The sequence below is a fragment of the Bradyrhizobium sp. A11 genome, from assembly GCF_042077125.1.
Lineage (GTDB): Bacteria > Pseudomonadota > Alphaproteobacteria > Rhizobiales > Xanthobacteraceae > Bradyrhizobium > Bradyrhizobium japonicum_B.
This window is the reverse complement of sequence record NZ_CP149509.1, coordinates 3,479,775-3,503,127: the sequence shown is the minus strand read 5'-3', so window position 1 is coordinate 3,503,127 and position 23,353 is coordinate 3,479,775. Positions and strand designations below refer to the sequence as shown.

Annotated in this window: 21 protein-coding genes and 1 tRNA gene; 14 read left to right on the top strand and 8 right to left on the bottom strand. The window is 65.7% G+C overall.

Annotation, left to right across the window (positions count from 1 at the left end; translation table 11 throughout):
- The gene (locus WI560_RS16150; RefSeq protein WP_375304006.1) at window positions 1–912 is read left to right on the top strand and encodes a hydroxymethylglutaryl-CoA lyase; all 912 of its coding nucleotides are present in this window, start codon (window positions 1–3) and stop codon (window positions 910–912) included.
- Between the two features lie 100 nt (window positions 913–1,012).
- On the opposite strand, the gene WI560_RS16145 is transcribed toward WI560_RS16150, so the two are convergent.
- Genes WI560_RS16145 through dctP form a run of 3 tightly spaced genes read right to left on the bottom strand, consistent with a single transcriptional unit; the run spans window position 1,013 to window position 3,941 of the window.
- Entirely contained in the window at window positions 1,013–2,371 is a 1,359-nt protein-coding gene (locus WI560_RS16145) for a TRAP transporter large permease (protein ID WP_257179633.1), read from the bottom strand.
- Entirely contained in the window at window positions 2,368–2,922 is a 555-nt protein-coding gene (locus WI560_RS16140; RefSeq protein ID WP_375304005.1) for a TRAP transporter small permease, read from the bottom strand. Before WI560_RS16140 ends, WI560_RS16145 begins: the two co-directional genes overlap by 4 nt.
- The gene (gene dctP, locus WI560_RS16135) at window positions 2,919–3,941 is read right to left on the bottom strand and encodes a TRAP transporter substrate-binding protein DctP (protein ID WP_375304004.1); all 1,023 of its coding nucleotides are present in this window, start codon (window positions 3,939–3,941) and stop codon (window positions 2,919–2,921) included. The genes WI560_RS16140 and dctP overlap by 4 nt, the downstream gene beginning before the upstream one ends.
- 329 nt (window positions 3,942–4,270) lie before the next feature.
- Between dctP and WI560_RS16130 the strand changes: the two genes are divergently transcribed.
- Window positions 4,271–4,516, top strand: coding sequence for a pentapeptide MXKDX repeat protein (locus WI560_RS16130; RefSeq protein ID WP_028136553.1), 246 nt, complete (start codon window positions 4,271–4,273; stop codon window positions 4,514–4,516).
- A gap of 151 nt (window positions 4,517–4,667) precedes the next feature.
- Here WI560_RS16130 and WI560_RS16125 read toward each other — a convergent pair whose 3' ends face one another.
- Window positions 4,668–5,015 (bottom strand): DUF6481 family protein, encoded by a 348-nt coding sequence (locus tag WI560_RS16125; protein ID WP_028136552.1) that lies wholly within the window; start codon window positions 5,013–5,015, stop codon window positions 4,668–4,670.
- Window positions 5,016–5,277: 262 nt separating this feature from the next.
- Between WI560_RS16125 and WI560_RS16120 the strand changes: the two genes are divergently transcribed.
- The 3 genes from WI560_RS16120 to WI560_RS16110 all read left to right on the top strand — a co-directional run bounded on the left by WI560_RS16120 (window position 5,278) and on the right by WI560_RS16110 (window position 6,780).
- Complete coding sequence (locus WI560_RS16120) at window positions 5,278–5,505, top strand: hypothetical protein (RefSeq protein WP_375304003.1); 228 nt, start codon at window positions 5,278–5,280, stop codon at window positions 5,503–5,505.
- Between the two features lie 87 nt (window positions 5,506–5,592).
- Window positions 5,593–5,811: a DUF2273 domain-containing protein gene (locus WI560_RS16115; RefSeq protein ID WP_375304002.1), complete on the top strand. Its 219-nt coding sequence runs from the start codon at window positions 5,593–5,595 to the stop codon at window positions 5,809–5,811.
- Between the two features lie 198 nt (window positions 5,812–6,009).
- Window positions 6,010–6,780: a hypothetical protein gene (locus WI560_RS16110; RefSeq protein ID WP_375304001.1), complete on the top strand. Its 771-nt coding sequence runs from the start codon at window positions 6,010–6,012 to the stop codon at window positions 6,778–6,780.
- 265 nt (window positions 6,781–7,045) lie between these two features.
- Here the strand turns inward: WI560_RS16110 and WI560_RS16105 are convergent, their stop codons facing one another.
- Window positions 7,046–7,207 (bottom strand): hypothetical protein, encoded by a 162-nt coding sequence (locus WI560_RS16105; RefSeq protein ID WP_028136548.1) that lies wholly within the window; start codon window positions 7,205–7,207, stop codon window positions 7,046–7,048.
- 795 nt (window positions 7,208–8,002) lie between these two features.
- On the bottom strand, window positions 8,003–8,230 hold the full coding sequence (locus tag WI560_RS16100; protein ID WP_028136547.1) for a DUF2171 domain-containing protein: 228 nt from the start codon (window positions 8,228–8,230) through the stop codon (window positions 8,003–8,005).
- 115 nt (window positions 8,231–8,345) lie between these two features.
- Here WI560_RS16100 and WI560_RS16095 point away from each other — a divergent pair, with 115 nt between their 5' ends.
- A complete protein-coding gene (locus tag WI560_RS16095) occupies window positions 8,346–9,626 on the top strand; it encodes a hypothetical protein (protein WP_375304000.1) in 1,281 nt (426 codons plus the stop codon).
- 34 nt (window positions 9,627–9,660) lie between these two features.
- Here the strand turns inward: WI560_RS16095 and WI560_RS16090 are convergent, their stop codons facing one another.
- Together WI560_RS16090 and WI560_RS16085 are read right to left on the bottom strand one after the other, a co-directional pair.
- A complete protein-coding gene (locus WI560_RS16090) occupies window positions 9,661–9,879 on the bottom strand; it encodes a hypothetical protein (protein WP_245269415.1) in 219 nt (72 codons plus the stop codon).
- A 142-nt stretch (window positions 9,880–10,021) separates the two neighbouring features.
- Window positions 10,022–10,098: transfer RNA gene (locus tag WI560_RS16085), tRNA-Arg, on the bottom strand.
- Between the two features lie 403 nt (window positions 10,099–10,501).
- Here WI560_RS16085 and WI560_RS16080 point away from each other — a divergent pair.
- The 8 genes from WI560_RS16080 (at window position 10,502) to WI560_RS16045 (ending at window position 23,331) form a co-directional block, all read left to right on the top strand.
- Complete coding sequence (locus WI560_RS16080; protein WP_375303999.1) at window positions 10,502–15,703, top strand: alpha-2-macroglobulin; 5,202 nt, start codon at window positions 10,502–10,504, stop codon at window positions 15,701–15,703.
- Between the two features lie 89 nt (window positions 15,704–15,792).
- Entirely contained in the window at window positions 15,793–17,901 is a 2,109-nt protein-coding gene (gene pbpC / locus WI560_RS16075; RefSeq protein WP_375303998.1) for a penicillin-binding protein 1C, read from the top strand.
- 50 nt (window positions 17,902–17,951) lie between these two features.
- Window positions 17,952–19,694, top strand: a complete 1,743-nt coding sequence (locus WI560_RS16070) for an ArnT family glycosyltransferase (protein WP_375303997.1) — start codon at window positions 17,952–17,954, stop codon at window positions 19,692–19,694.
- Window position 19,695: 1 nt separating this feature from the next.
- On the top strand, window positions 19,696–20,541 hold the full coding sequence (locus tag WI560_RS16065) for a phosphatase PAP2 family protein (protein ID WP_375303996.1): 846 nt from the start codon (window positions 19,696–19,698) through the stop codon (window positions 20,539–20,541).
- Window positions 20,542–20,603: 62 nt separating this feature from the next.
- Window positions 20,604–21,356: a glycosyltransferase family 2 protein gene (locus WI560_RS16060; RefSeq protein ID WP_375303995.1), complete on the top strand. Its 753-nt coding sequence runs from the start codon at window positions 20,604–20,606 to the stop codon at window positions 21,354–21,356.
- On the top strand, window positions 21,353–21,691 hold the full coding sequence (locus WI560_RS16055; RefSeq protein WP_375303994.1) for a lipid-A-disaccharide synthase N-terminal domain-containing protein: 339 nt from the start codon (window positions 21,353–21,355) through the stop codon (window positions 21,689–21,691). Before WI560_RS16060 ends, WI560_RS16055 begins: the two co-directional genes overlap by 4 nt.
- A gap of 172 nt (window positions 21,692–21,863) precedes the next feature.
- A complete protein-coding gene (locus WI560_RS16050) occupies window positions 21,864–22,400 on the top strand; it encodes a TetR/AcrR family transcriptional regulator (protein ID WP_375303993.1) in 537 nt (178 codons plus the stop codon).
- Between the two features lie 70 nt (window positions 22,401–22,470).
- On the top strand, window positions 22,471–23,331 hold the full coding sequence (locus WI560_RS16045; RefSeq protein ID WP_375303992.1) for a DMT family transporter: 861 nt from the start codon (window positions 22,471–22,473) through the stop codon (window positions 23,329–23,331).
- The last annotated feature ends 22 nt before the right edge of the window (window positions 23,332–23,353 follow it).

Genomic DNA, 23,353 nt, shown 5'->3' with positions numbered 1-23,353 from the left:
ATGAGCGATTCCGTCCGCATCATCGAAATGGGGCCGCGCGACGGGCTTCAGAACGAGAAGATTCCGGTCAGTGTCGAGGCCCGCATCGCCTTCATTGAGGCGCTGGTCGCGGCCGGCCTCGATACGGTCGAGGTCGGCGCCTTCGTCTCGCCCAAGGCGATCCCGCAGATGGCAAGCTCCGACGCCGTGCTGCGCGGCGTTGCCCATGTGACCGGCGCCGAATTCCACGTTCTGGTCCCGAACGAGAAGGGCTACGACGCCGCCCGCGCCGCCGGCGCGAGGGTCGTCTCGGTGTTTGCCGCAGCCTCGGAGGGCTTCTCGCGCGCCAACATCAATTGCACGGTCGCGGAGTCGATCGAGCGCTTCAAGCCGGTGTTGGCGCGCGCCAAGAACGATGGCGTCCCGGTTCGGGGCTATATCTCCTGCGTGCTGGGCTGCCCGTTCGACGGTGAGATCAAGCCGAAGGCGGTCGCCGATCTCGCCAGCACGCTATGGGAGCTCGGCTGCTACGAGATCTCGCTCGGGGACACGATCGGCGTCGGCACGCCGACCAGGGCCAAGGAGATGCTGCGCGCGGTTGCCGCCAACATTCCCGCAGCCAGGCTCGCAATGCATTTCCACGACACCTACGGCCAGGCGCTTGCCAATCTCTATGCCGGCTTGGAGGAGGGCGTCCGCGTCATCGACAGCGCTGCGGGCGGCCTCGGCGGCTGTCCCTATGCGCCAGGCGCGACCGGAAACGTCGCGACCGAGGACGTCGTCTACATGCTGGAGGGCATGGGCGTCAGGACGGGTGTCGACATGGACAAGCTGCTGGCGGCGACGAACGCGATGGCCGGTGTGCTAGGTAAGCCGCCGGTGAGCCGCGTGGCCTCGGCCCTGAACGCGAAGAAGAAGCGGGCGGCGACTTAGCTTCGTAGGGTGGGCAAAGGCGCGTAGCGCGTGCCCACGATCTTTCCGCGATCATTGGTAGGAGGTGGGCACGCTGCGCTTTGCCCACCCTACGGCAGCGCTATCTGCTTCCGTCCGGTCCCATCACCAGATCCGGCAGGCCGGTCGAGATCTCCGGCACGAGGCACAGCAGCAGCACTGCGAGCATCATCAAGAGCACGAAGGGCAGGGTGCCCCAGATCACCTCGCGCAGCGGGATGTCCGGCGCGACGTTGCGGATGACGAAGATGTTGAGGCCGACCGGTGGATGGATCAGCCCCATCTCCATCACGATGGTCATGACCACGCCGAACCAGATGATGTCGAAATTGGCGGCGCGGAGCGGCGGCAGGATGATCGGCGCGGTCATGAGAATAATTGAGACCGGAGGCAGGAAGAAGCCGAGCACGACAACCATGACCAGGATCGCGAACAGCAGCTCCCAGCGCGGCAGGTGCATCGCGACGATGGATTCGGCGACCGACTGCGAGATGTGCAGATAGCTCATCACGTAGGAATAGAGCAGCGACATGCCGATGATCATCATCAGCATGGTCGATTCCCGGATCGTCGATCTCATGATCGGGGCGAGATCGCTCGGCCGCCACACGCTGTAGATCGCCGCGATCAGCGCTAGTGCCAAGAGGCCGCCAAGCCCTGCGGTTTCCGACGGCGTGGCGTAGCCGCCATAGAGCGCGATCATCACGCCGGTGAGCAGCAGCACGAAGGGAATCACGCGCGGCAGCACGCTGAAGCGTTCGGCCAGCGTGTATTCGTCGCGGGCGAGGATCGGAGCTTCCGGGCCGCCGTTCTTGTAGATCGCTTCGGCTGCCGCATATTCCCGACGGAAACGGAACACGGCATAGAGGCCGAAGAGCAAGACCAGCAGCAACCCCGGCCCGATGCCGGCGAGAAACAGCCGTCCCAGCGACTTTTCAGCCGCGACCGCGAACAGGATCATGGTGATCGAGGGCGGCAGCAGGATGCCGAGCGTGCCGCCGGCGGCAATGATGCCGGCCGCAAAGCCGCCGGAATAGCCGCGCTTGCGCATCTCGGGAATGCCGGCCGAGCCGATCGCCGAGCAGGTCGCGGGCGAGGAGCCCGCCATCGCCGCGAACAACGCGCAGGCGAACACGTTGGCGACGCCGAGACCGCCGGGCACGCGGTGCAGCCAGGCATGCAAGGCCGAATAGAGATCCTGGCCGGCGCGCGACTTGCCGATCGCTGCGCCCTTCAGGATGAAGAGCGGGATCGACAGGAGCGTGATCGAGGCCATTTCCTCGTAGACGTTCTGCGTCACCGTATCGAGAGAGGCCGAGGGCATGTAAATGCCCATGAACACGACCGCGACCGCGCCGAGCGCGAACGCGATCGGCATTCCCGAGAACATCACCAGCAGCGTCGCAACGCCGTAAGCCACGCCGATACCGAACACGCTCATGAACGCTTGGCTCCGGTGAAGGGCAGCGCAAGCTGCACGAGGATCTGGATGCAGAGCAGGCTCATGCCGAGCGCCATCAGCGTGTAGGGAATGGCGAGCGGCGGCGACCACATCGAGTTCGAGACCTGGCCGTCGACATAGGCCTCATGGGCCAGCGTCCAGGACTTCCAGGTGAAGAAGGCGCAGAACAGGAACGTGGCAAGGTCGACCAGCCAGAGCCGGACTTTGTTGGCGAACGGCGACAACAGGCCGACGAAGGCCTCGATGCCGATGTGGCCGCGGTGCTGCTGTACATAGGCGGCGGTCATGAAGGTCGCGCCGACCAAGAGGAACACCGCAGCCTCGTCCTGCCAATAATTGGCGGCCTTGTACAGCGCGCGGCTGAGCACGCTGTAGCTCAGGATCGCGCAAGCGGCGACCAGCGCGATCGCCGCGAACACCACGATGACGGTATTGAGGATGGCAAGACCGCGATCGACCGCTGCCGCAAGGCCCGTCCTTGCGACAGCGTTGGCCGTGTCGTCACGATCCGGAAGCGGACCGTGGCTCATGCAGCGACGTCGTTGGCAAGCTTGAGCAGGTTTGCACAGGTCGCGGTCTTGGCGCTGTAGTCCTTCCAGGCGGTGTCGCGCGCGATGTCGCGCCACTTGCCGACGGTCGCGGCATCGAGCGCCGAGACCTTGGCGCCGGCCTTTTCGTAGACCTTGGCGACCTCGATGTCGTCATCCTGCGCACCCTTGCGCCCGAACGCTTCGAGTTCGGTTCCGACGGCGAGCAGGATGTCCTGATGGTTCTTGGGCAGCTTGTCGAAGATCGCCTTCGACATCATCAAAGGCTCGAGCATGAACCAATAGGAGGCGCCAGCGCCCGATGTCAGGGACTTCGCCACTTCTTCGAGGCGGAAGGAGATCAGGCTGGTCGAGGAGGTGATGCCGGCATCGCAGGCGCCGGTCTGCATCGCCGCGTAGATTTCGTTCGACGGCACCGACAGCACCGAGGCGCCGGCGGTCTGGAGCACCATGTCCATCTCGCGCGAGCCGCCGCGCACCTTCAGGCCCTTGGCGTCTTCCGGCGCGACGATCGCCTTGGAACGGCTGGCGACGCCACCAGCCTGCCAGACCCAGGTCAGCAGAATGATGCCCTTGTCGGCGAGGAAGTCCGTCAGCGCCTTGCCGACCGGCTCCTTCTTCCAGCGCAGGCCCTGGTCGTAGGTGGTCACGAGGCCCGGCATCAGGCCGATATTGGTCTCCGGCACCTCGCCGCCGGCATAGGGCATCGGATAGAGACTGATGTCGAGCGCGCCCTTGCGCATTGCCGAGAACTGAGCGTTGGTCTTGATCAGCGAGGAATTCGGATAGATCTCGGCCGCGATGTCGCCGTTGCTGCGCTTGGCCACTTCGGCGGCGAACATGCGGCAGAGCCGGTCGCGGAAATCGCCCTTGTCGATGGTGCCGCCCGGGAATTGATGCGAGATCTTCAGCGTGGTCGCGGCCTGGGCGGTGCCGGTGCCGAAGCGGAGGATGGCGGGTGCGGCGACGGCGGTCGCAATCAGATGGCGGCGCGTGAGCATGGTGTGATCCCCTGGAACGCTTCTTTGAATGATTCTTGTTTGAAGGTTTCTTGCTGGCGTGATTGGCGGGTCATGTGTGACCGGTGCGTAGGCCCATCCTAGCCGGTCTTTCACCCGATATCCTCTCAACTGATAGTTCGAGATGGAACGCCGCCGCAAGTGCCGGCTGTGCTGCGCTGCACACATCCGGTTGCTCTGAAACGACGGATCGCAGGCGGGCTCGCTGAAATTTATCGGCAGCCGCGTAACAACGCAGGCCTTCCATCCGTTGAGCTTGAATAGCGGCGCATGTGTCGCTGACAAACATGACCTCGAAGGGAAGATGATCCATGACCATTCGCACCCGCATCGCGCTCGGCGTCTCGGCTGCCGCTCTCTCGCTCGGCCTTGCGCTGTCGCCGGCCGCTTTTGCCCAGGACAAGATGGGCAAGGATGACGGCATGATGAAGAAGGACACGATGTCCAAGGACGGCATGATGAAAAAGGACACCATGTCCAAGGACGACGGCATGAAGAAGGATCACATGTCGAAGGACGGCATGAAGAAAGACGACGGGATGATGAAGAAGAACTGATCGTCGCCCGTTCGCGATCGAGGCGTTTGGCATAAGCAAACGCGCGCTCGAACGTTTGGGGCGGTCGGCTGGACCGCCCCAAATCATGTCTTGCCTCAATTTGAACTGAACGTGACCTGCGAAGGTCACGCGTCAAATGACTTGCGCTTGTTTACTTGCGCTTGGCCTTGCGGGCGGCGTAACGCGCGTCGCGCTTGGCCTTCTGCTCGGCTTCGAGAGCCGCGGCCTTTTCGGCAGCTTCCTGGGCCTCGCGCGCGAGCCGCGCAGCTTCGGCGGCCTTGGCCTCTTCCTCCAGACGCTTCTTCTCGGCCTTTTCGGCCTCGCGCGCAGCCTTCGCCTCGGCGCGCTTGGCCGCGAGTGCTTCACGCTCGGCGCGCTTCGCCGCCACCGCGGGATCATCAGGCCCCGGTTGGGATTTGAATTTGTTCAAAAGATTTTTGCGGGCTTCCTGCGCCGCCTTTTGCCGGTCTGTGAAGCCGGGTTCCCTGAATCCACTCATCGACGAGCCTTGTCTTCCTCGCTTTCGATCCTACATCACTGCCTGTTGGTACGTCGGCTGGGCATAGCAGGCGCCGCGCGACACAGAAGCGTGTACATCGCTGCGCGTCGCGAAGCCACCTATAATCGCAGCCGATCAGGTCGACGAAAATCGCCATCCCCCGACGATCCCTCGTAGCCCCGAAAAACTGCCGAATTGTGATGTCCCTCATAAGGGATCACGAGGGCGACGCCTAGCGTCCGCCGCGATACGGAGCACGGGTATGCCGATCTCGAGATTAACCCTGAAGACGCTCTCAATTGCGTTCGCCATGGCAGCCTTGGCTGGTGCCGTGCTGCTGCTCGCGCGGCCGCAGCCCATCGAGAGCGCCGTTCTGGGCACCGACTGGGAATGCACGCAGACCGCCTTCGTGCTCACGACTTGTGCACCGCGGGCGATCCCGGCGGTCGAAACCTTGCGCAAGGAGGCGGCCAGCGCGACCCGGGGCTGAGCCTCTGGAGCCGCGCAAGCGGCCCACCACGATGTGACGGGACGTCGCAGAGGTGATAAGCCGGCCTGCCCACGCGACCAGGTAGCCATGTCCACCTCCAAGCCCGATCCGGGCGAGAAGCCGAAATCCAGACCGAAACCTCCATCCGGCAACAACCGCCGCGGCGCGATCGCCGGCCTGGTCATTGCGATCGCGATCCTCGCGATCGGCTGGTGGCTCGCCCGGGACCTCACCGCGGCCAGCAAGATGCAGGACTGCCTGATGTCCGGGCGAAGCAATTGCAACGTGATCGAGCCGGCCCGCTAGAAGCTTCCAGCGGGGCTCTTCGCCGCCCGTTGGGGCCGAAAAATTGCCGTCATCTTAATGATTTGTAACGGGACTTCGCCGACCAAAGCAGGTCAGCTATATCAGCCGGCATCAAGCCCGGCGCGCTCCGAATCGTCGATCGCGCCAGGCACCACGGCAATTGCGAGAGCAATCGAAAGAGCAGGGGGTCAAGCACGCATGAGTGCGTCCAGCCGCATGAAGATCGTCATTCCCTTGGTTTCGGCCATGTCTTTGCTGGCGCTGCCTGCGCAGGCCCAGGACGCCAGGCCATCGAGGGACGCCGGCCAGCCTCCGGCCGGCCCCGCCGCCGGGGCGCCGCCTCCGAACAAGTCGGACGCGCGCAAAGGCCCGCAGCAGGCGGCGCGGCCCGCGCCGCAGTCCGGCGGTCAGCCCCATGCGATCCCGGGACCGCGCGCGGCCGGCGGCCCGCCGCCGGGACGCCATGTCGACCGCGGGCCGGCTCCGGCGCGTGACTGGGGCGGACATGCGTATCGCGGCCACCACGCCTGGGAGGGCGGGCGCTGGCGCCACGAGGTTCACAACGGCCGCTCCGGCTGGTGGTGGGATGTTGGCGGCGTCCGGTATTATTATCCGCAGCGCATGGCCGGTCCGCCCGCCTACATTTCCGAGGAGTACTACGACGACGTGCCGGTAGCCTATGCTCCGCCGCCGCCTCCGGTCGCCTATGCCCCGCCACCGCCGCCTCCGCCACCGGCTGATCCCGGCGCCAGCGCGCTTGGCGGCGCCATCGTCGGCGGCTTGCTGGGCGGGCTGATCTCGGGCAACGCAACGGGCGCTGCCGCCGGCGCGGTCCTCGGCGGCGCAACCGGCGCCATTACCGGCGCCGCCGCCGCTTCCCAGCCTGGCTATTACTGGGCACAGGGCAATTGCTACTACCGCTATCCGAGCGGCCAATATGTTCAGGCCGATCCCCGCGCCTGCTATTGAGCTGCCCTAACCGGATCGAGGCAAAGAGGCGGGCCCACGGCCCGCCTTTTTCGTGTGCGCCCGGCAATTGCATCCAATAGGCGCTGGCGCTCGTTGCCGCCTCACGCAAGTCTCAAAGAAAATTGTCGGGATGATTCGCGGGGACGGGGACATGCTGGATGCAATCCAGATCAGCTTGGCGCTTTGGGCCATGATCGTTTGCGGTGGGATCAAGCTTGGGCAGGCGCTGGACTGCCTGTTCTAGCAAAGGCCCGCTCGCGTTGCGTCAAGCGACGAGCCAGTTGAAGAACGCCATTGCGCCCCAGACCAGGCCGGCGATCCAGGCCAGCATCACGATGCCGATGGTCCCGAGATAGGCGATGCCGAGCAGGTCGCCCCTTTGTCGCCGCGTCCGGACGTTGGCTGAGGCTGCTGCGTCTTGTGTCATGACGGAAAACACCATCGATGCCTTCGCGCTCCTGGAAGCGTCGAGACATTATTAGCCGAGACGCCGGGCCAAGACTGTGATGCCGTTCACAGATCGTCGGAATGAATCCCAGCCTCATGGCTTCGCAATCAGCGCTTGCAATGGCGCCGCGGACCGGCGTCACCCCGCAATCATACGGACGAAATTGCCATGCGCTGGTCCAGATGGCGAGCTAGGGTCGGCCGCATGTGTACCAGGTACGATCCACAGCGTGAGGCCGAGGCCGCAATGAAGCGGGCCGCGGCGTCGGAAGGCGCCGACCGGCAACGCCTGATCCAACTCGCTTTGGCCTGGCATGAACTCGCGCGCGACCGGCGCGACGAGCGGGCGGACTGAAGACATTTCCAGCGAAATTGGCAGGGCTGGACGAGGTCGGTCGGCGCTCGATCTGCATGAGAAAGCCCCGTGCTCGGGGGGACAAGCACGGGGCCCTTCAAAGCCGATCGGGGCTGGCAGATCGGCACCACTTGATTTCCTGCCATCAACGCGCCGGTCGCGGTCTCGTTCCGCCCGACCACATCAGATTTGTTGGCCGTGATTGGATGCGCGAGGGAAGCCCGCTGCGCCGCGTTCAACGAGGGACATCCGTTCCTTGCGGCCGGACGCCGGTGACGTTGAATGCGTGAACGAGCGGGTTGGATGAAACGCGGCATTAAGAAATGCGCCGCGCTGATTTTTCCGGTTGCGATTCGTGCTGCGGGAACGGAGCGGAGTCGGACCGTGAACAAACAAAAAGCCCCCGAAGGGGCTTGAGGTTTAGGCGGCTTCCGACTTCGGGACCGCGTCGGCATTCACCGAAAGCTTGACGACATCGCCCTCGACGGCACCGACATATTTGGTGTCGATGTAATGGTGATGGTCCTTGTGGCCTTCCGGGCTGTCCTTTCGCGTCAGCTTGATCCGGTTGCCTTCGACGCGGTCGACGGTGCCGACATGGGCGCCGTCCTTGCCGATGATCTTCATGTGCTCTCTGATGTCAGCCATGTGGTCCTCCTTGCTGAGGTCTCAACTGCGAACATCGACGTTCGTTGCACCGGCGCGCGTTGGACCCAAGGCGGTTTCAGCACGTTGAGATCCGATTGGATCCGCCAAGAGGCGCATGGAGACCATTCAGGCCTATCTGGAACGCAAGCACAGGGAACTCGGGCTGTTGAACGACTGCCTGAGGCATCGGCTTGATTTGTCGCGTCCGCGATCGGTCGACGAGGTCATCAGCGCCAAATTCCAGCTCACGGCGGCGCTGAGGGCGGAGCACGAGCTGCACGAATGGAAGGCGACGGAGACGGCCTGGTCGCACACGGCCGATCCCGTCAGCGGACCTTTCGAATTCAGCTACGATTACCAGCGGGCCGATCTGACGGTGCGCGGTCCTTCCTTCTATGAGCTCGATTGCAGCCGCGCGAGCACGGCGATCTACACCGCGTCCGGCATGGCCGCGATCTCCGCCGTGCTGCTGGCCTCCGCGCAGATCGTCGAGAAGGCCGATATTCTGGTGCTTCCGGGCTCGTACGGCGAGACGCTGGAGCTGATCCGGGGCTTTGTCCCTCATTTGCGGCTGGTGGCGCTAGAACTGCCACTGGGCGATGCGCTTCCTCGGACGAATTCGCCGCGGATTCTTCTGTTGGATTCCTGCTCCGTCGCGGGCGCTTTCGAGGCGGTGCTACGTTGCAAGGGTTCCGGTCTCGATCTCCTGATCTGCGACACGACCTGCTTTGCGGGCAGGTCGGGCCGGATCCGTCGCGTCCGGAGGTGGGCCCGGCAATACGATATTCCGCTGGTGCTGGTGCGCAGCCATAACAAGCTCGATTCGCTCGGGGCGGAATATGGCCGCCTCGGCTCCGCGGTTTTCGTGGACGGCAATGAGCCACGGACGGAGCATCCCTGGGCGCGTCTAGCCTGCGAAACGCGCAACGCGGTGCGACTTCTCGGCGGCGCGGCGTTGCCGGCGCACTTCCCGCCCTTTGTCGGCAGCGCGGCCTATTGGGACCTTACGCAGCGGCGTGTTGCGGCGATCCTGCGCAACGGCCGCAGCATGGCGCGCCATTTTGCTGCGAAGCTCCCGGAGCTCTCGGCCGAGCTTCATTTCGCCCACGGTCTCTACGTCACCCTCCGGGCCAGGCGTCCCTTCGACGAGGCGAGCGCAAGGCAGGCCGCCGAGGACATGAGCAAGAACCTGCGCGCAGAAGGCTTCCCGATCCGCCATGCCGGCAGCTTCGGCTTCGATTTCGCCGCGACCGAGTGGTTTCACGACGCGACCACGGACCGGTACAGCGTCCGGGTGGCGGTCTCGGATTTGCCGACGGAGGTGTGGGGCGATCTCACCGTGGCCATCGCGCGGTGGTGGCGGGACCATCAGTCGGCGCGCGCCGGCGAAGAATGAATGTCTAGCCGACAAGCCCAGGAGGGCGCCTCGATCAGTCGAGCGCCAGGCAATGCTCGAGTTGCGGCTTCTCGTGGCCGCGGCGCGACCACTCCTGAACCGCGAAGGCCAGGTGATGATGGCCCATCCCGGCGCCAAAGATGGACGCCTGAGCCACCTTGATCGGCTTCGTAACCACGTTGGTGTTCACCAAGCCTGCGTCGACTGCCAGATACGACATCGCGGCGATCGCCACCGCAGATGCGATCGCCATTCTCGTTAATTCGGATTGCTGCATCAAGAAACCTGTCGGGCGCATTCTTGCCCGGCGCATAGATAGGAGTGATCGGCCCGGTGCAAAGGCCGGAGGATGGTTACCCACGCGTTCGTGAACAGCGGTTGATCTGGCAACGAGCTGGCGATCCCGGCAGGATTCGAACCTGCAACCCTCAGAGTAGAAATCTGATGCTCTATCCAGTTGAGCTACGGGACCCACTTCAGCCGCCCCGGTTTGGGGCTGGCTGTTCATCTAGCATGCCATTATGAAAAATATCGTCCTTCGCCAAGCCTGAACCGAACCGTTTTCCTGAATGCCGCGACAAAGCGAGACGGTGGCATGTCAGGGTGCCGGGTCGAGCGGCAGCGCAACGGACGATGGATCACATCGCCGGGAGCGCTGAAAAGCTTCCGGGACGTGGCCGCCGGACGACGGGTCGGGTATTGCGGCGCCCTTAGGACGGCGTGCGCGGCGGTATCTCGATCGGTCTCCTCTGGGCTTGCCCTATCATGGCGAATGCGACGATTTACAGCTTTGGTTCCATCGCCTTGAGTCCGTCACCTTTCCGCGCATCTCATGCTGCCTGCGGGCGGCTGTCCGCGATTTCCGGGAGTCCATCATGATCGGTCTTGTTCGCGCCGTCACACTCTGCGCCACGCTGGCGCTCGGCCTTTGCGTGGCGCAAGCCGCGGACAAGGCGTTCAAGCGCGACGACCTCGCCGATGCCGCGATCAAGCTGGAGGCCCAGATCAAGAGCGAGGCGGGACCGGTCGCCAGGACCAGCGCGACGCTGAAGACGGACGCCGACGCCGCTTTCCGGCGCAACGATTATCGCAGCGGGCTGTCGGTGCTCGGCCAGATCGCGGCCACCACGCCGGAGGACACCGGCAACTGGCTGCGACTCGCCAAGGTCATCTTTCAGATCTCGCCGAAGAGCTCGAGCGAGCAGACCTTCCTGCTGGAGCGCGCCTCGACCGCGGCCTACATCGCCTACATGCGCGCCGGCAATCCGGGCGAGGAGGCCGACGCGCTCGCCGTGCTCGGCAAGTCGCTGGCCGAGCGCAAGCTGTGGCGGCCGGCGCTGGATGCGCTGCGGCTGTCGCTCGACATGCGCGAGGTTGCCGACGTTCGCGGCCAATATGAGAAGATGCGCGACGAGCACGGCTTCCGGCTGCTCGATTATAGTGTGGACTCGGATTCGGCGAGCCCGCGCGCCTGCTTCCAGTTTTCCGAGGAGCTGGCCAAGCGCACCGACTTCGCACCGTTCCTGGCGCTGGCGGGGCAGGACAAGCCGGCGCTGTCGGCCGAGGGCAAGCAGCTCTGCGTCGACGGGCTCAAGCACGGTGAGCGCTACAACATCAATCTGCGCGCCGGCCTGCCGTCCACGGTGAAGGAAGGCCTGCCGAAATCGGCCGAGTTCAACATCTATGTGCGCGACCGCAAGCCGTTCGTGCGCTTCACCAGCCGGGCCTATGTGTTGCCGCGAACCGGGCAGCGCGGCATTCCCGTCGTCAGCGTCAACACGCCCGCGGTCAGCATCAGCGTATTCCGGATCGGTGACCGCAACCTGATCAACACGGTGATCGACAGCGACTTTCAGAGGATGCTGTCCAAGTATGAGCTCACAGGTCTCGGCGACGAGCGCGGCGTCAAGGTCTGGTCCGGTGAGCTCGCGACCGCGACGACGCTGAACCAGGACGTCACCACGGCATTCCCGGTCGATCAGGCGCTCGGCGAGCTTCAGCCGGGCGTCTACGTGATGACGGCCGCGGCCAAGGGCCCCAGCTCGGAGGATTATCAGCTCGCCACGCAATGGTTCATCGTCTCGGACCTCGGCGTGTCCGCCTATTCCGGCAATGACGGCATCCACGTCTTCGTCAACTCGCTGGCCTCGACCGATCCGGTCGGCAAGGCGGAGGTACGGCTGGTCGCCCGCAACAACGAGATCCTGGCGACCCGCAAGACCGACGACAGCGGCCATGTGCTGTTCGAGGCCGGCCTTGCGCGCGGCGAGGGCGGCCTGTCGCCGGCGATGCTGACGGTCACCGGCGAGAAGGCCGATTATGCCTTCCTCAGCCTGAAGTCCTCCGCCTTCGACCTGTCCGATCGCGGCGTCTCCGGCCGTGCGGCGCCCGCTGGCGCCGATGCCTTCGTCTATGCCGAGCGCGGTGTCTACCGCTCCAGCGAGACCGTCTATCTCACCGCGCTGTTGCGCGACGGGCAGGGCAATGCCGTCACCGGCGGGCCGATGACGCTGGTGATCGAACGCCCCGACGGTGTCGAATACCGCCGGGCCGCGTTGGCCGATCAGGGCGCCGGCGGCCGGACGCTGGCCGTGCCGCTCAACTCGGCCGTGCCGACCGGGACCTGGCGGGTGCGTGCGTTCACCGATCCGAAGGGCTCCTCGGTCGGCGAGACCACCTTCATGGTCGAGGATTACGTCCCCGACAGGATCGAATTCGACTTGTCCGCCAAGGACAAGCTGATCAAGGCTAACGCTCCAGTGGAGCTTAAGGCGGACGGCCATTTCCTCTATGGCGCGCCGGCCTCGGGGCTTGCGCTCGAAGGCGACATGCTGATCGCGCCCGCGGCCGAGCGCCCGGGCTTTGCCGGCTACCAGTTCGGCGTCGCCGACGAGGAGACCAATTCGAACGAGCGCACGCCGCTGGAGAACCTGCCCGAGGCCGACGCCAATGGCGTTGCGATCTTCCCGGTGACGCTGGACAAGCAGCCGGCCTCGACCCGGCCGCAGGAGGCCCAGATCTTCGTCCGCATGGTCGAGACCGGCGGCCGCGCCGTCGAGCGCAAGATCGTGCTGCCGGTCGCGCCCGGCGCGGCGCAGATCGGCGTCAAGCCGCTGTTCGGCGACAAGAACGTCACCGAGGGCGACAAGGCCGAGTTCGACGTGGTGTTCGTCTCGCCCGAGGGTGAGCGGCTGCGCCGCGACGGCCTGCGCTACGAGCTCCTGAAGATCGAGTCGCGCTACCAATGGTATCGCCAGAACAATTACTGGGAGTACGAGCCGGTCAAGTCGACCTCGCGCGTTGCCGACGGTGACGTGACCATTGCGGCCGACAAGCCCGCGCGGATTTCCCTTACCCCCCAGCCCGGCCGCTACCGGCTCGACGTGAAGTCGAGCGACGCCGACGGCCCGGTGACCTCGGTGCAGTTCGACGTCGGCTGGTATTCCGACGGCAGCGCCGACACCCCGGACCTGCTGGAGACCTCGATCGACAAGCCGCAATATTCCTCCGGCGACACCATGACGGTGTCGGTCAATGTCCGCAGCGCCGGCAAGCTGACCGTCAACGTGGTCGGCGATCGCCTGCTGACGACGCAGACCATCGACGTCAAGGAAGGCACCGCCCAGGTGAAGCTCCCGGTCGGCAAGGACTGGGGCACCGGCGCCTATGTGGTGGCGACGCTGCGCCGTCCGCTCAATGTCGCGGCTCAGCGCATGCCGGGCCGTGCCATCGGGCTGAAATGGTTCGGCATAGACAAGCAGGCCCGCACCGTGCAGGTGAAGCTGTCGCCGCCGGCGCTGGTCCGGCCGAATTCGGCGTTGAAGATTCCGGTCAAGCTCGAAGGGCTCAATCCGGGTGAGGACGCCAAGATCGTGATCGCCGCGGTCGACGTCGGCATCCTCAACCTGACCAATTACAAGCCGCCGGCTCCGGACGATTATTATCTCGGCCAGCGCCGCCTGAGCGCCGAGATCCGCGATCTCTACGGTCAGCTGATCGACGGCATGTCCGGCACGCGCGGCCAGATTAAGTCCGGCGGCGATGCCGGTGCCGGCGAATTGCAGGGCTCGCCGCCCACGCAAAAGCCGCTCGCGCTCTATTCCGGCATCGTGACCGTCGCCGCTGACGGCACCGCGGAAGTCAGCTTCGACATTCCGGAGTTCGCCGGCACCGCCCGCGTGATGGCGGTGGCGTGGACCGCCACCAAGCTCGGCCGCGCCAACACCGACGTCGTGATCCGCGACCCTGTCGTGCTGACCACGACCCTGCCGCGCTTCCTGCTCAGCGGCGACCACGGCACGGTCAACCTGGAGATCGACAATGTCGAGGGCCAGGCCGGCGACTACGTCATCAACGTCAAGACCGGCGGTCCGGTGAAGATGACGGGCAATCCAGCGACCACCGTCAAGCTCGCCGCCAAGCAGCGCAATGCGTTCTCGCTCGCGCTCGACGCCACCGCGGCCGGGCAGGCGACGCTCGACGTCGACATCAAGGGGCCGAACGGCCTGACGCTGGCGCGGCACTACGCGTTCGACGTCAAGGCGGCGACGCAGGTACTGGCGCGGCGCTCGATCCGGACGCTTGCGAAGGGCGAGAGCCTGACGTTGACCTCGGACATGTTCTCCGACCTCGTTCCGGGCACCGGCAGCGTCTCGGTCTCGGCGAGCCTGTCGACCGCGCTCGACGCCGCGACGATCCTCAAGGCGCTCGACCGCTACCCTCACGGCTGCTCGGAGCAGATCACGAGCCGCGCCATGCCGCTGCTCTATGTCAATGACCTTGCGGCCGGCGCGCATCTCGCCATGGACACCGAGGTCGACCAGCGCATCCGCGACGCGATCGAGCGGCTGCTGGCGCGTCAGGGCTCCAACGGCTCGTTCGGCCTCTGGTTCGCCGGCGGCGATGACGCCTGGCTCGACGCTTATGTCACGGACTTCCTGACCCGCGCCCGCGAGAAGGGTTTTGCGGTGCCCGACGTGCCGTTCAAGAGCGCGCTCGACCGCATCCGCAACTCCGTCGTCAATGCGAACGAGCCGGAGAAGGACGGAGGGCGCGAGCTCGCCTACGGCCTCTACGTGCTCGCGCGCAACGGGGCCGCGCCGATCGGCGATCTCCGCTATCTCGCCGACACCAAGCTGGCCAATCTCGCCACGCCGATCGCGAAGTCGCAGCTCGCGGCGGCGCTCGCCCTGGTCGGCGACCGCAACCGCGCGGAGCGGGTCTATGGCGCCGCGCTCGACAGCCTCGCGCCGAAGCCCGTCCTGGAGTTCGGACGCACCGATTACGGCTCGCAGCTTCGCGATGCCGCGGCTTTGGTGTCGCTTGCCAGCGAAGGCAACGCGCCGAAGGCGACGCTGACGCAGGCGGTGTCGCGGGTCGAGACCGCGCGCGGGCTGACGCCCTACACTTCCACGCAGGAGAATGCGTGGCTGGTGCTGGCGGCGCGCGCGCTGGCCAAGGAGAACCTGTCCATGGAAGTGGACGGCCAGCCGGTCAAGACCGCGCTCTATCGCAGCTACAAGGCGGATGCGTTGAGCGGCAAGCCACTGAAGATCACCAACACCGGCGATGCGCCGGTGCAGGCCGTGGTGTCGGTCTCGGGCTCGCCGGTCACGCCGGAGCCGGCGGCGTCGAACGGCTTCAAGATCGAGCGCAATTACTTCACGCTCGACGGCAAGCCGGCCGACATCAGCAAGGTCAAGCAGAACCAGCGCTTCGCGGTGGTCCTGAAGATCACCGAGGCCAAGCCGGAGTACGGCCACATCATGGTGTCGGATTATCTGCCGGCTGGCCTGGAGATCGACAATCCGAAGCTGGTCTCGTCCGGCGACAGCGGCACGCTGGACTGGATCGAGGACGGCGAGGAGCCCGAAAACACCGAGTTCCGCGACGACCGCTTCACGGCGGCGGTCGACCGGGCCTCGGACTCCAAGTCGGTCTTCACCGTCGCCTATGTCGTGCGCGCGGTCTCGCCGGGCAAATACGTGCTGCCGCAGGCCTATGTCGAGGACATGTACAATCCCTCGCGCTATGGTCGGACGGGCACGGGCAACGTCGAGGTGCGGGCGGCGAAGTGAGTGAGATGAGCGAGGTGACGCCGCGTACACAATCGTCATGCCCGGGCTTGTCCCGGGCATCCACGAACTTTGCTGCGGCTGGCGAGAACGTGGATGGCCGGGACAGGCCCGGCCATGACGGAGTGCGGGGCTGGGGCCATCGCGTCCTCTCCGTCCTCGCGTTCACCTTCATCCTCGCCATCATCGGCTTCGTCGGCTGGGTCTACTCCCTCGGTCCGCTCCCGCTCGACGAGGCCCGGCAGGTCTCCACCACCATCGTCGACCGCAACGGCAAGCTGCTGCGTGCCTATGCGATGGCGGATGGCCGCTGGAGGCTGCCGGTCGATGCCAGGTCCAACGTCGATCCGACCTATCTCAAGCTGCTGCTCGCCTACGAAGATCAGCGCTTCCACGCCCATGACGGCGTCGATCCGTTGGCGCTGGGGCGCGCTGCGCTGCAGCTCGCAACGCGCGGCCACATCGTCTCGGGCGGCTCGACGATCAGCATGCAGCTGGCCCGGCTGATGGAGCCGCGCCGGCAGCGCTCGCTCTATGCCAAGCTGCGGCAGATGGTGCGCGCGATCGAGATCGAGCGAACCCTGAGCAAGGAGCAGATCCTCGACCTCTATCTGGCGCTGGCGCCGTATGGCGGCAATCTCGAAGGCATCCGCGCCGCCTCGATCGGCTATCTCGGCAAGGAGCCGAAGCGGCTGTCGCTGGCGGAAGCCGCGCTGCTGGTGGCGCTGCCGCAATCGCCGGAGACGCGCCGGCTCGACCGCCATCCCGAGGCCGCGCGCAAGGCGCGCGACCGCGTGCTCGACCGCATGGTCGAGGAGCAAGTGGTCAGCGCAGAGGACGCACGCCAGGCCAAGGCCGTGCCCGTGCCAAGACTGCGCAAGCCGATGCCGATCCTGGCGCCGCATGCTTCCGACACTGCGCTGTCGACGGTCAAGGACACCTCAGTCGTCAAGCTCACGCTCGATGCCAACCTGCAAAAGATGCTGGAGCCGCTGGCGCGCGACCGCGCCATTGCGCTCGGGCCGAACATCTCGGTCGGCATCATCGTGGTCGACAACGAGAGCGGGGACGTGCTCGCCCGCGTCGGTTCGGCCGATTATTTCGATGAGAGCCGGGCAGGGCAGGTCGACATGACCCGTGCGATCCGCTCGCCAGGCTCGACGCTGAAACCCTTCATCTACGGGCTCGCCTTCGAGGACGGCTTCATTCATCCGGACAGCCTGATCGACGATCGTCCGGTTCGCTTCGGCTCTTATGCGCCGGAGAATTTCGACATGACCTTCCAGGGCACGGTGCCGGTGCGGAAGGCGCTGCAATTGTCCTTGAACGTGCCTGCGATCGTGCTGCTCGACCGGGTCGGCTCTAGCCGGCTCGCCTCGCGGCTGCGGCAGGCCGGCGGCAATCTGGTTCTGCCCAAGGACGAAGCGCCGGGGCTCGCCATGGGTCTCGGCGGCGTCGGCGTGACGCTGCAGGACCTGGCCCAGCTCTATGCGGGCTTTGCCCGTCTCGGCACCACCAAGCCGCTGCGCGAGGTCGTGGCGGACAAGGACGACCGCGAGCCGCTCCGGCTGCTGGACCAGGTCGCGGCCTGGCAGGTCGGCAACGTGCTTCTGGGAACGCCGCCGCCGGAGAATGCCGCTCACAACCGCATCGCCTTCAAGACCGGGACCTCCTACGGCTATCGCGACGCGTGGTCGGTCGGGTTCGACGGCCGGATGACCATCGGCGTCTGGGTCGGCCGGCCCGACGGCGCGCCGGTTCCAGGCCTGATCGGGCGCGTCGCCGCCGCACCGATCCTGTTCGATGCGTTCGCGCGCAGCGGCAGGACGCTGGCTCCGCTGCCGAAGCCGCCCAAGGGAACCCTGGTTGCCAGCAACGCCAAGCTGCCGTTGCCGTTGAAGCGGTTCCGCCCCGTCGGGGAGCTGGTGCGGACGGGCCGCGATCAGGCCCTGCACATCCAGTTTCCGCTGAACGGCTCGCGGATCGATGTCGATCGCTCCGGCGGGCAGGAGAGCGCGGCGATGCCGGTCAAGGTCGCCGGCGGCGCTTTGCCGATGACCGTGATGGTTAACGGCACCGCGCGTGGCGAGATCGACGGCCGCCGCCAGCGCCTGATCGATCCGCCCGGTCCGGGCTTTGCACGGCTCACCGTGATCGATGCCACGGGCGCCGCGGACACAGTCGTCATTCGAATTCAATGAGCCTGCCTTAAGCGGTTGTGGCGATGGCGGTTTCAGCGTAAGCGGAACCAATGGCCGAGACCTACCCAGCCCCCCGTTTTGGAGCCCCCCGCGAACCGAAATCGCCTGCAAATCCGGGCAGCGGACTCGTGCGGATGCTCGATGTCGTCACGGCCAGCCATGCCCGCGCCGTCGCCTTCCTGCTGCTATGCGCGCTGCTGCTGTTCCTGCCGGGCTTCTTCACGATCCCACCGATCGATCGCGACGAGGCGCGGTTCGCCCAGGCCACCAAGCAGATGGTCGAGAGCGGCGACTATGTCGACATCCGCTTCCAGGAGGACGTCCGCTACAAGAAGCCGATCGGCATCTACTGGTTGCAATCGGCGACGGTGGAAGCCGCCTCGATGCTCAAGCTGCCGAAGGCCGAGTTGCGGATCTGGGTCTACCGGCTGCCGTCGCTGTTCGGGGCGATCGGCGCCGTGCTCATGACCTATTGGGCCGCGCTCGGCTTCGTCACGCGGCGCGCCGCGGTGCTGGCGGCGCTGATGATGTGCGCCTCGGTGCTGCTCGGCGTCGAGGCGCGGCTCGCCAAGACCGATGCGATGCTGCTGCTCTGCGTGGTCGCCGCGATGGGGGCGATGGCGCGGGCCTATCTGTCGTGGCAGCGCGCCGAGGACGAGACGCATCCGCCCTGGAGCTGGCCCGCGATCTTCTGGACCGCGCTTGCGGTCGGCATCCTGATCAAGGGCCCGCTGATCCTGATGTTCGCCGGGCTGACCATCGTTGCGCTAGCGATCCAGGACCGCGATGCCTCCTGGCTGTGGAAGCTGCGCCCGGTCTGGGGCCTGATGTGGATGCTGGTGCTGGTGCTGCCCTGGTTCGTCGCGATCTTCTGGCGCGCGGGCGAGGCCTTCTTTGCGGACTCCGTCGGCGGCGACATGCTGAGCAAGTTGGGCGCCCAGGAATCCCATGGCGCGCCGCCCGGACTTTACCTGGCGCTGTTCTGGGTCACGTTCTGGCCCGGCGCGCCGCTCGCGGCGATGGCGGCGCCCGCGGTGTGGCGGGCGCGGCGTGAGCCCGGCGCGCAGTTTCTGCTGGCCTGGCTGATCCCGTCCTGGATCGTGTTCGAGGCGGTGCTGACCAAGCTGCCGCATTACGTGCTGCCGCTCTATCCGGCGATCGCCATTCTCACCGCCGGTGCGGTGGAGCGGCGCGTGCTGTCGCGCTCCTGGCTGATGCGCGGTTCGGCCTGGTGGTTCGCGATCCCTGCGGCCACCTCGATCATCGCGGTGGTCGGCGCGGTGATCTTGACGCGGCAGCCCGCCTTCGTGGCCTGGCCGTTCATCGCGGCGTCGCTGATCTTCGGCCTGTTCGCCTGGTGGCTCTACGACAACAACCGCGCCGAACGCTCGCTGCTCAACGCGCTGGTCGCGGCCCTGATGCTGGCTGTGATCGTGTATGGGATCGTGTTGCCGTCGCTGACGCCGCTGTTCCCGAGCATCGAGGTCGCGCGCGCGCTCCGCAACGTCACCTGCGTCGGGCCGAAGGCGGCTGCGGCCGGCTATCATGAGCCCAGCCTCGTGTTCCTGACGGGCACCCAGACCGTGCTCACCGACGGCTCGGGAGCGGCGGATTTCCTGCGGCAAGGCAGCTGCCGTTTTGCGCTGATCGAGCAGCGCTCGGAGCGCAGCTTCGTGCAGCGCGCCGAGGCGATCGGGCTGCGCTACAAGGTCGGGACCCGCATCGACGGCTACAATTTCTCGCAAGGCCGCGCGATCTCGATTTCGATCTTCCGGTCGGAAGGCACCGAGTAGGATGCCGGCCCCGACCAGCCCCGCGCCGCGTCCGGGCTACCCCGCGCAATTGCTCGCCGTGTCGAGGCGCGCGCTGGCGCAGCTCGTCCGCACGCCCTCGCATTCACGCCGCGCCGAGGCCGCGCGCAAGCTGGCGCGGCATTCGCTGTGGCTCAGCGCGGCGGGCGCGGCCCTCGTCATCGTGCTGATGGTCGCGTTCGACCAGACCGAGATCCAGCTGATGCCCCCTCGCGGCACGCCCAGCCTGTGGCCGATCCGCATCCTGACCGATTTCGGCAAGGACGAGTATCTGCTCTCGGTGCTCGGGGCTGCGCTGGTGGTGTTGGCGTTCGTCGCGGCAGGGCTTCACGGAACGCGCCGCGCGCTGCTGCTCGGTCTCGGCACGCGGCTGCAGTTCGTGTTTTTGTCGATTGCCGTGTCGGCATTCGTCGCCGAGATCCTGAAATATTGCATCGGCCGCGGACGTCCGTTTGTCGGCGGCAAGGCCAATCCGTTCAACTTCGTTCCGTTCGAGGGGACGGGGGCGTATGCCAGCCTGCCGTCAGGCCATGCCGTGGCCGCGTTCGCCCTGGCGTTTGCGGTATCGGCATTGTGGCCGCGCCTGCGCGTGTTCATGTTCACTTACGCAATCGTGATCCTGCTGACGCGGCTGGTGCTGGTCGCGCATCACCCGAGCGACGTCGTGGCCGGCGCCCTGGTCGGCACGATCGGCGCCATGGCGGTCCGCTACTGGTTCGCGGCCCGAAGGCTGGGCTTCGCCATCCGCGCCGACGGCACCATCGTGCCGCTTGCCGGGGCTGTCTCGGGCCGCCTCAAAAGGGTTGCCCACGAGGCATCCGCCCCATAAAAGCGGCTGCCTGCCGGGACCGCCGGTTCCAATGGCAGGCCAATTCCAACCACGAGCCTCACTTGTCGACGTCCCAGCCTTCGGTTTCCCAGCCTTCGGTTTCCATCGTCGTTCCCGTGCGCAACGAAGCCGACAATATCGCGCCGTTGATCGCGGAGATCGGCGCGGCGCTCGACGGCCGCTGGGACTACGAGATCATCTACGTCAACGACGGCTCGACCGATGCGACCGGCGAACGGATCACGTCGCTGATGGCGCAGCGGGACAATCTGCGCCAGCTCCGCCATGCCAGATCGGGCGGCCAATCCGCGGCGGTGCGCAGCGGGGTGCGCGCGGCGCGCGGCGTGATCGTGGCGACGCTCGACGGCGACGGCCAGAACAATCCGGCCTTCCTGCCCGACCTCATCGCGGCGGTCGAGAAGGGAGCAGGGCGCGTCGGCCTCGCTGCGGGGCAGCGCGTCGGACGCAAGGATACCGGCTTCAAGAAATTCCAGTCGCGCGTGGCCAACGGCGTCCGCAACGCCATCCTCAAGGACGGCACGCGGGATACCGGCTGCGGATTGAAGGCGTTCCGGCGCGAGGTCTTCCTGATGATGCCCTATTTCGACGGGCTGCATCGCTTCCTGCCGGCGCTGGTCCGCCGCGAGGGCTACGATATCGCCTATGTCGACGTGATCGACCGGCCGCGCCATTCCGGCGTGTCGAATTACGGTTTCTTCGACCGGCTCTGGATCGGCATCATGGATCTCGCCGGCGTGTGGTGGCTGATCCGCCGCAAGAAGCCGACACCAGACGTGACTGAGGTGACCGCATGATCATCCAATACGGTCAGGCGCTGAGCAATTATCTCTACGACGTCTTCGTCGCCAAATTCGATTTCTGGCTGGCATTCGGCCTCGTCGCGCAGCTGTTCTTCACCGCGCGGTTCCTGGTGCAGTGGATCGCGAGCGAGCGCGCCGGCAACAGCGTGGTGCCGATGGCGTTCTGGTTCTGCTCGATGGGCGGCGGCCTGATGACGCTGGTCTACGGCGTGGTGAAGCGCGAGCCGATCATCATCCTCGGACAATCGCTCGCGACCATTATCTACATTCGCAACATCATGCTGATCCTCAAGAACCGCGGCAAGGCGTCGAAGACGCTGGAGCGCTGATCCGGAACTTGGCTCGGGACGTCTCCTAAAGCCGTGTGAAATGTGACCCAATCGACTCTTGCTATTTCAAGACCGATCGGTTCATATATCAATTATGCGTCGCCCCGCCCCAGTACAGCTGCCCCGTGGCCGCCCCCGAAGTTTCGACACGGAAGCCGCTGTCGAACGCGCGATGAACGTGTTCTGGTCGCGCGGCTATCACGCCACGGCGCTGCCGGACCTTCTTCGTGCGACCAAGCTCTCGCGTGGCAGCCTTTACGCTGCTTTTGGTGACAAGCACTCGTTGTTCTTGCGAGCGCTCGATCGCTACATCGCCATTGCCCTGACGCGGATGGATACCGAACTCGACCACGCCAGAGAGCCGGTCGACGGCCTGAGGGCCTATCTTGCTGGCTACGTCGACCGCAACAGCGGTGCCAATGGTCGGCGCGGTTGCCTGCTGGTCGCCACAGCCATGGAACTGGCTGGCCGCGACACTGAGGTCGATCGTCGCATCGGGAATTTCTTCAAAGCCATGGAGGCTCGGGTGGCCGATGCGTTTTCCCGTGCGAAGGCAGCGGGCCAACTCGCCGATGGTGTCGAGCCTTCGAGCGCCGCCCGAATTCTCGTCTGTTTCGTCGAAGGGCTGCGGGTGGTCGGCAAGACGGCACCGACACGGATCATTTCGCAAGCCACCGTCGACGCTCTTCTCGACCGCTTCATCAGGTAGACAAACCATGGACCTTCCCGCTGTTCGCAGGCCAATATCTGGACCGAATGGTCTTGAAAAGAGCGATGCCATGTCCGTTCTCCAGATTGTCTGCGCGGTGGTGGTTCCCTTGCTCTGGGGCTATCAATTCGTGGTCATCAAAGTGGGCGTGACGGAGTTTCCGCCGCTCTTCTTCCTCGCACTTCGCTTCCTGGCAATCGCGCTGCTGCTCGTTCCGTTCGTCGAAAGGCCGACGCGGCGGCAGCTCGGGCCTGTCGCAGTCATTTCGCTTTTCCTGGGTGGATTGAACTTCGGCCTGTTCTACGTGGGTCTCGGCCTCGGCTCGGGAAGCATGTCGGCCGTCGCCTATCAACTCGCTCCGCCCTTCACCGTCCTTTTGGCCTGGCCACTGCTCGCGGAGAGGCCGTCTCTCACCACGTCCGCCGGCGTGGTACTTGCGTTCGTCGGCGTGGTCGTGCTGGCGGCGGGGCCTGGCCTGTCGGCGAACGCGCTTCCGCTGCTGCTCGTGGTCGGGGCGGCTTTCGCATTTGCGGTGTCGAACGTCTTGACGAAGCGTTATGGCCCTTTTGATCCCCTGATGTTGATGGGCTGGTCGTCTCTGCTCACGGTGCCGCAGGTCATGCTGATGTCGTTGCTGCTCGAATCCGGACAAATGGCGAGTCTTGTCACGGCAGACGAACGAGGCTGGCTGGCGCTCGCCTATACGATCTTCGTCGGCGGAATCGTCGGGTTTGGCCTTTGGTTCTGGCTGATCGCCCGTTGCTCAATGGTGCGCGTTGCGCCCTTCGGTCTGCTGCTTCCGGTGTTCGCATTGACTTGCAGCGTTGTCTTCCTTGACGAACGCATGAGCCCAAAGCTGATCGTCGGCGGGCTGCTCGCGATCTCGGGCGTCGCCATAACGCAGATGCGCCCGCGCGCCCGACCTGCCTGATTGTCGAGCCTCGCGTCGTGCC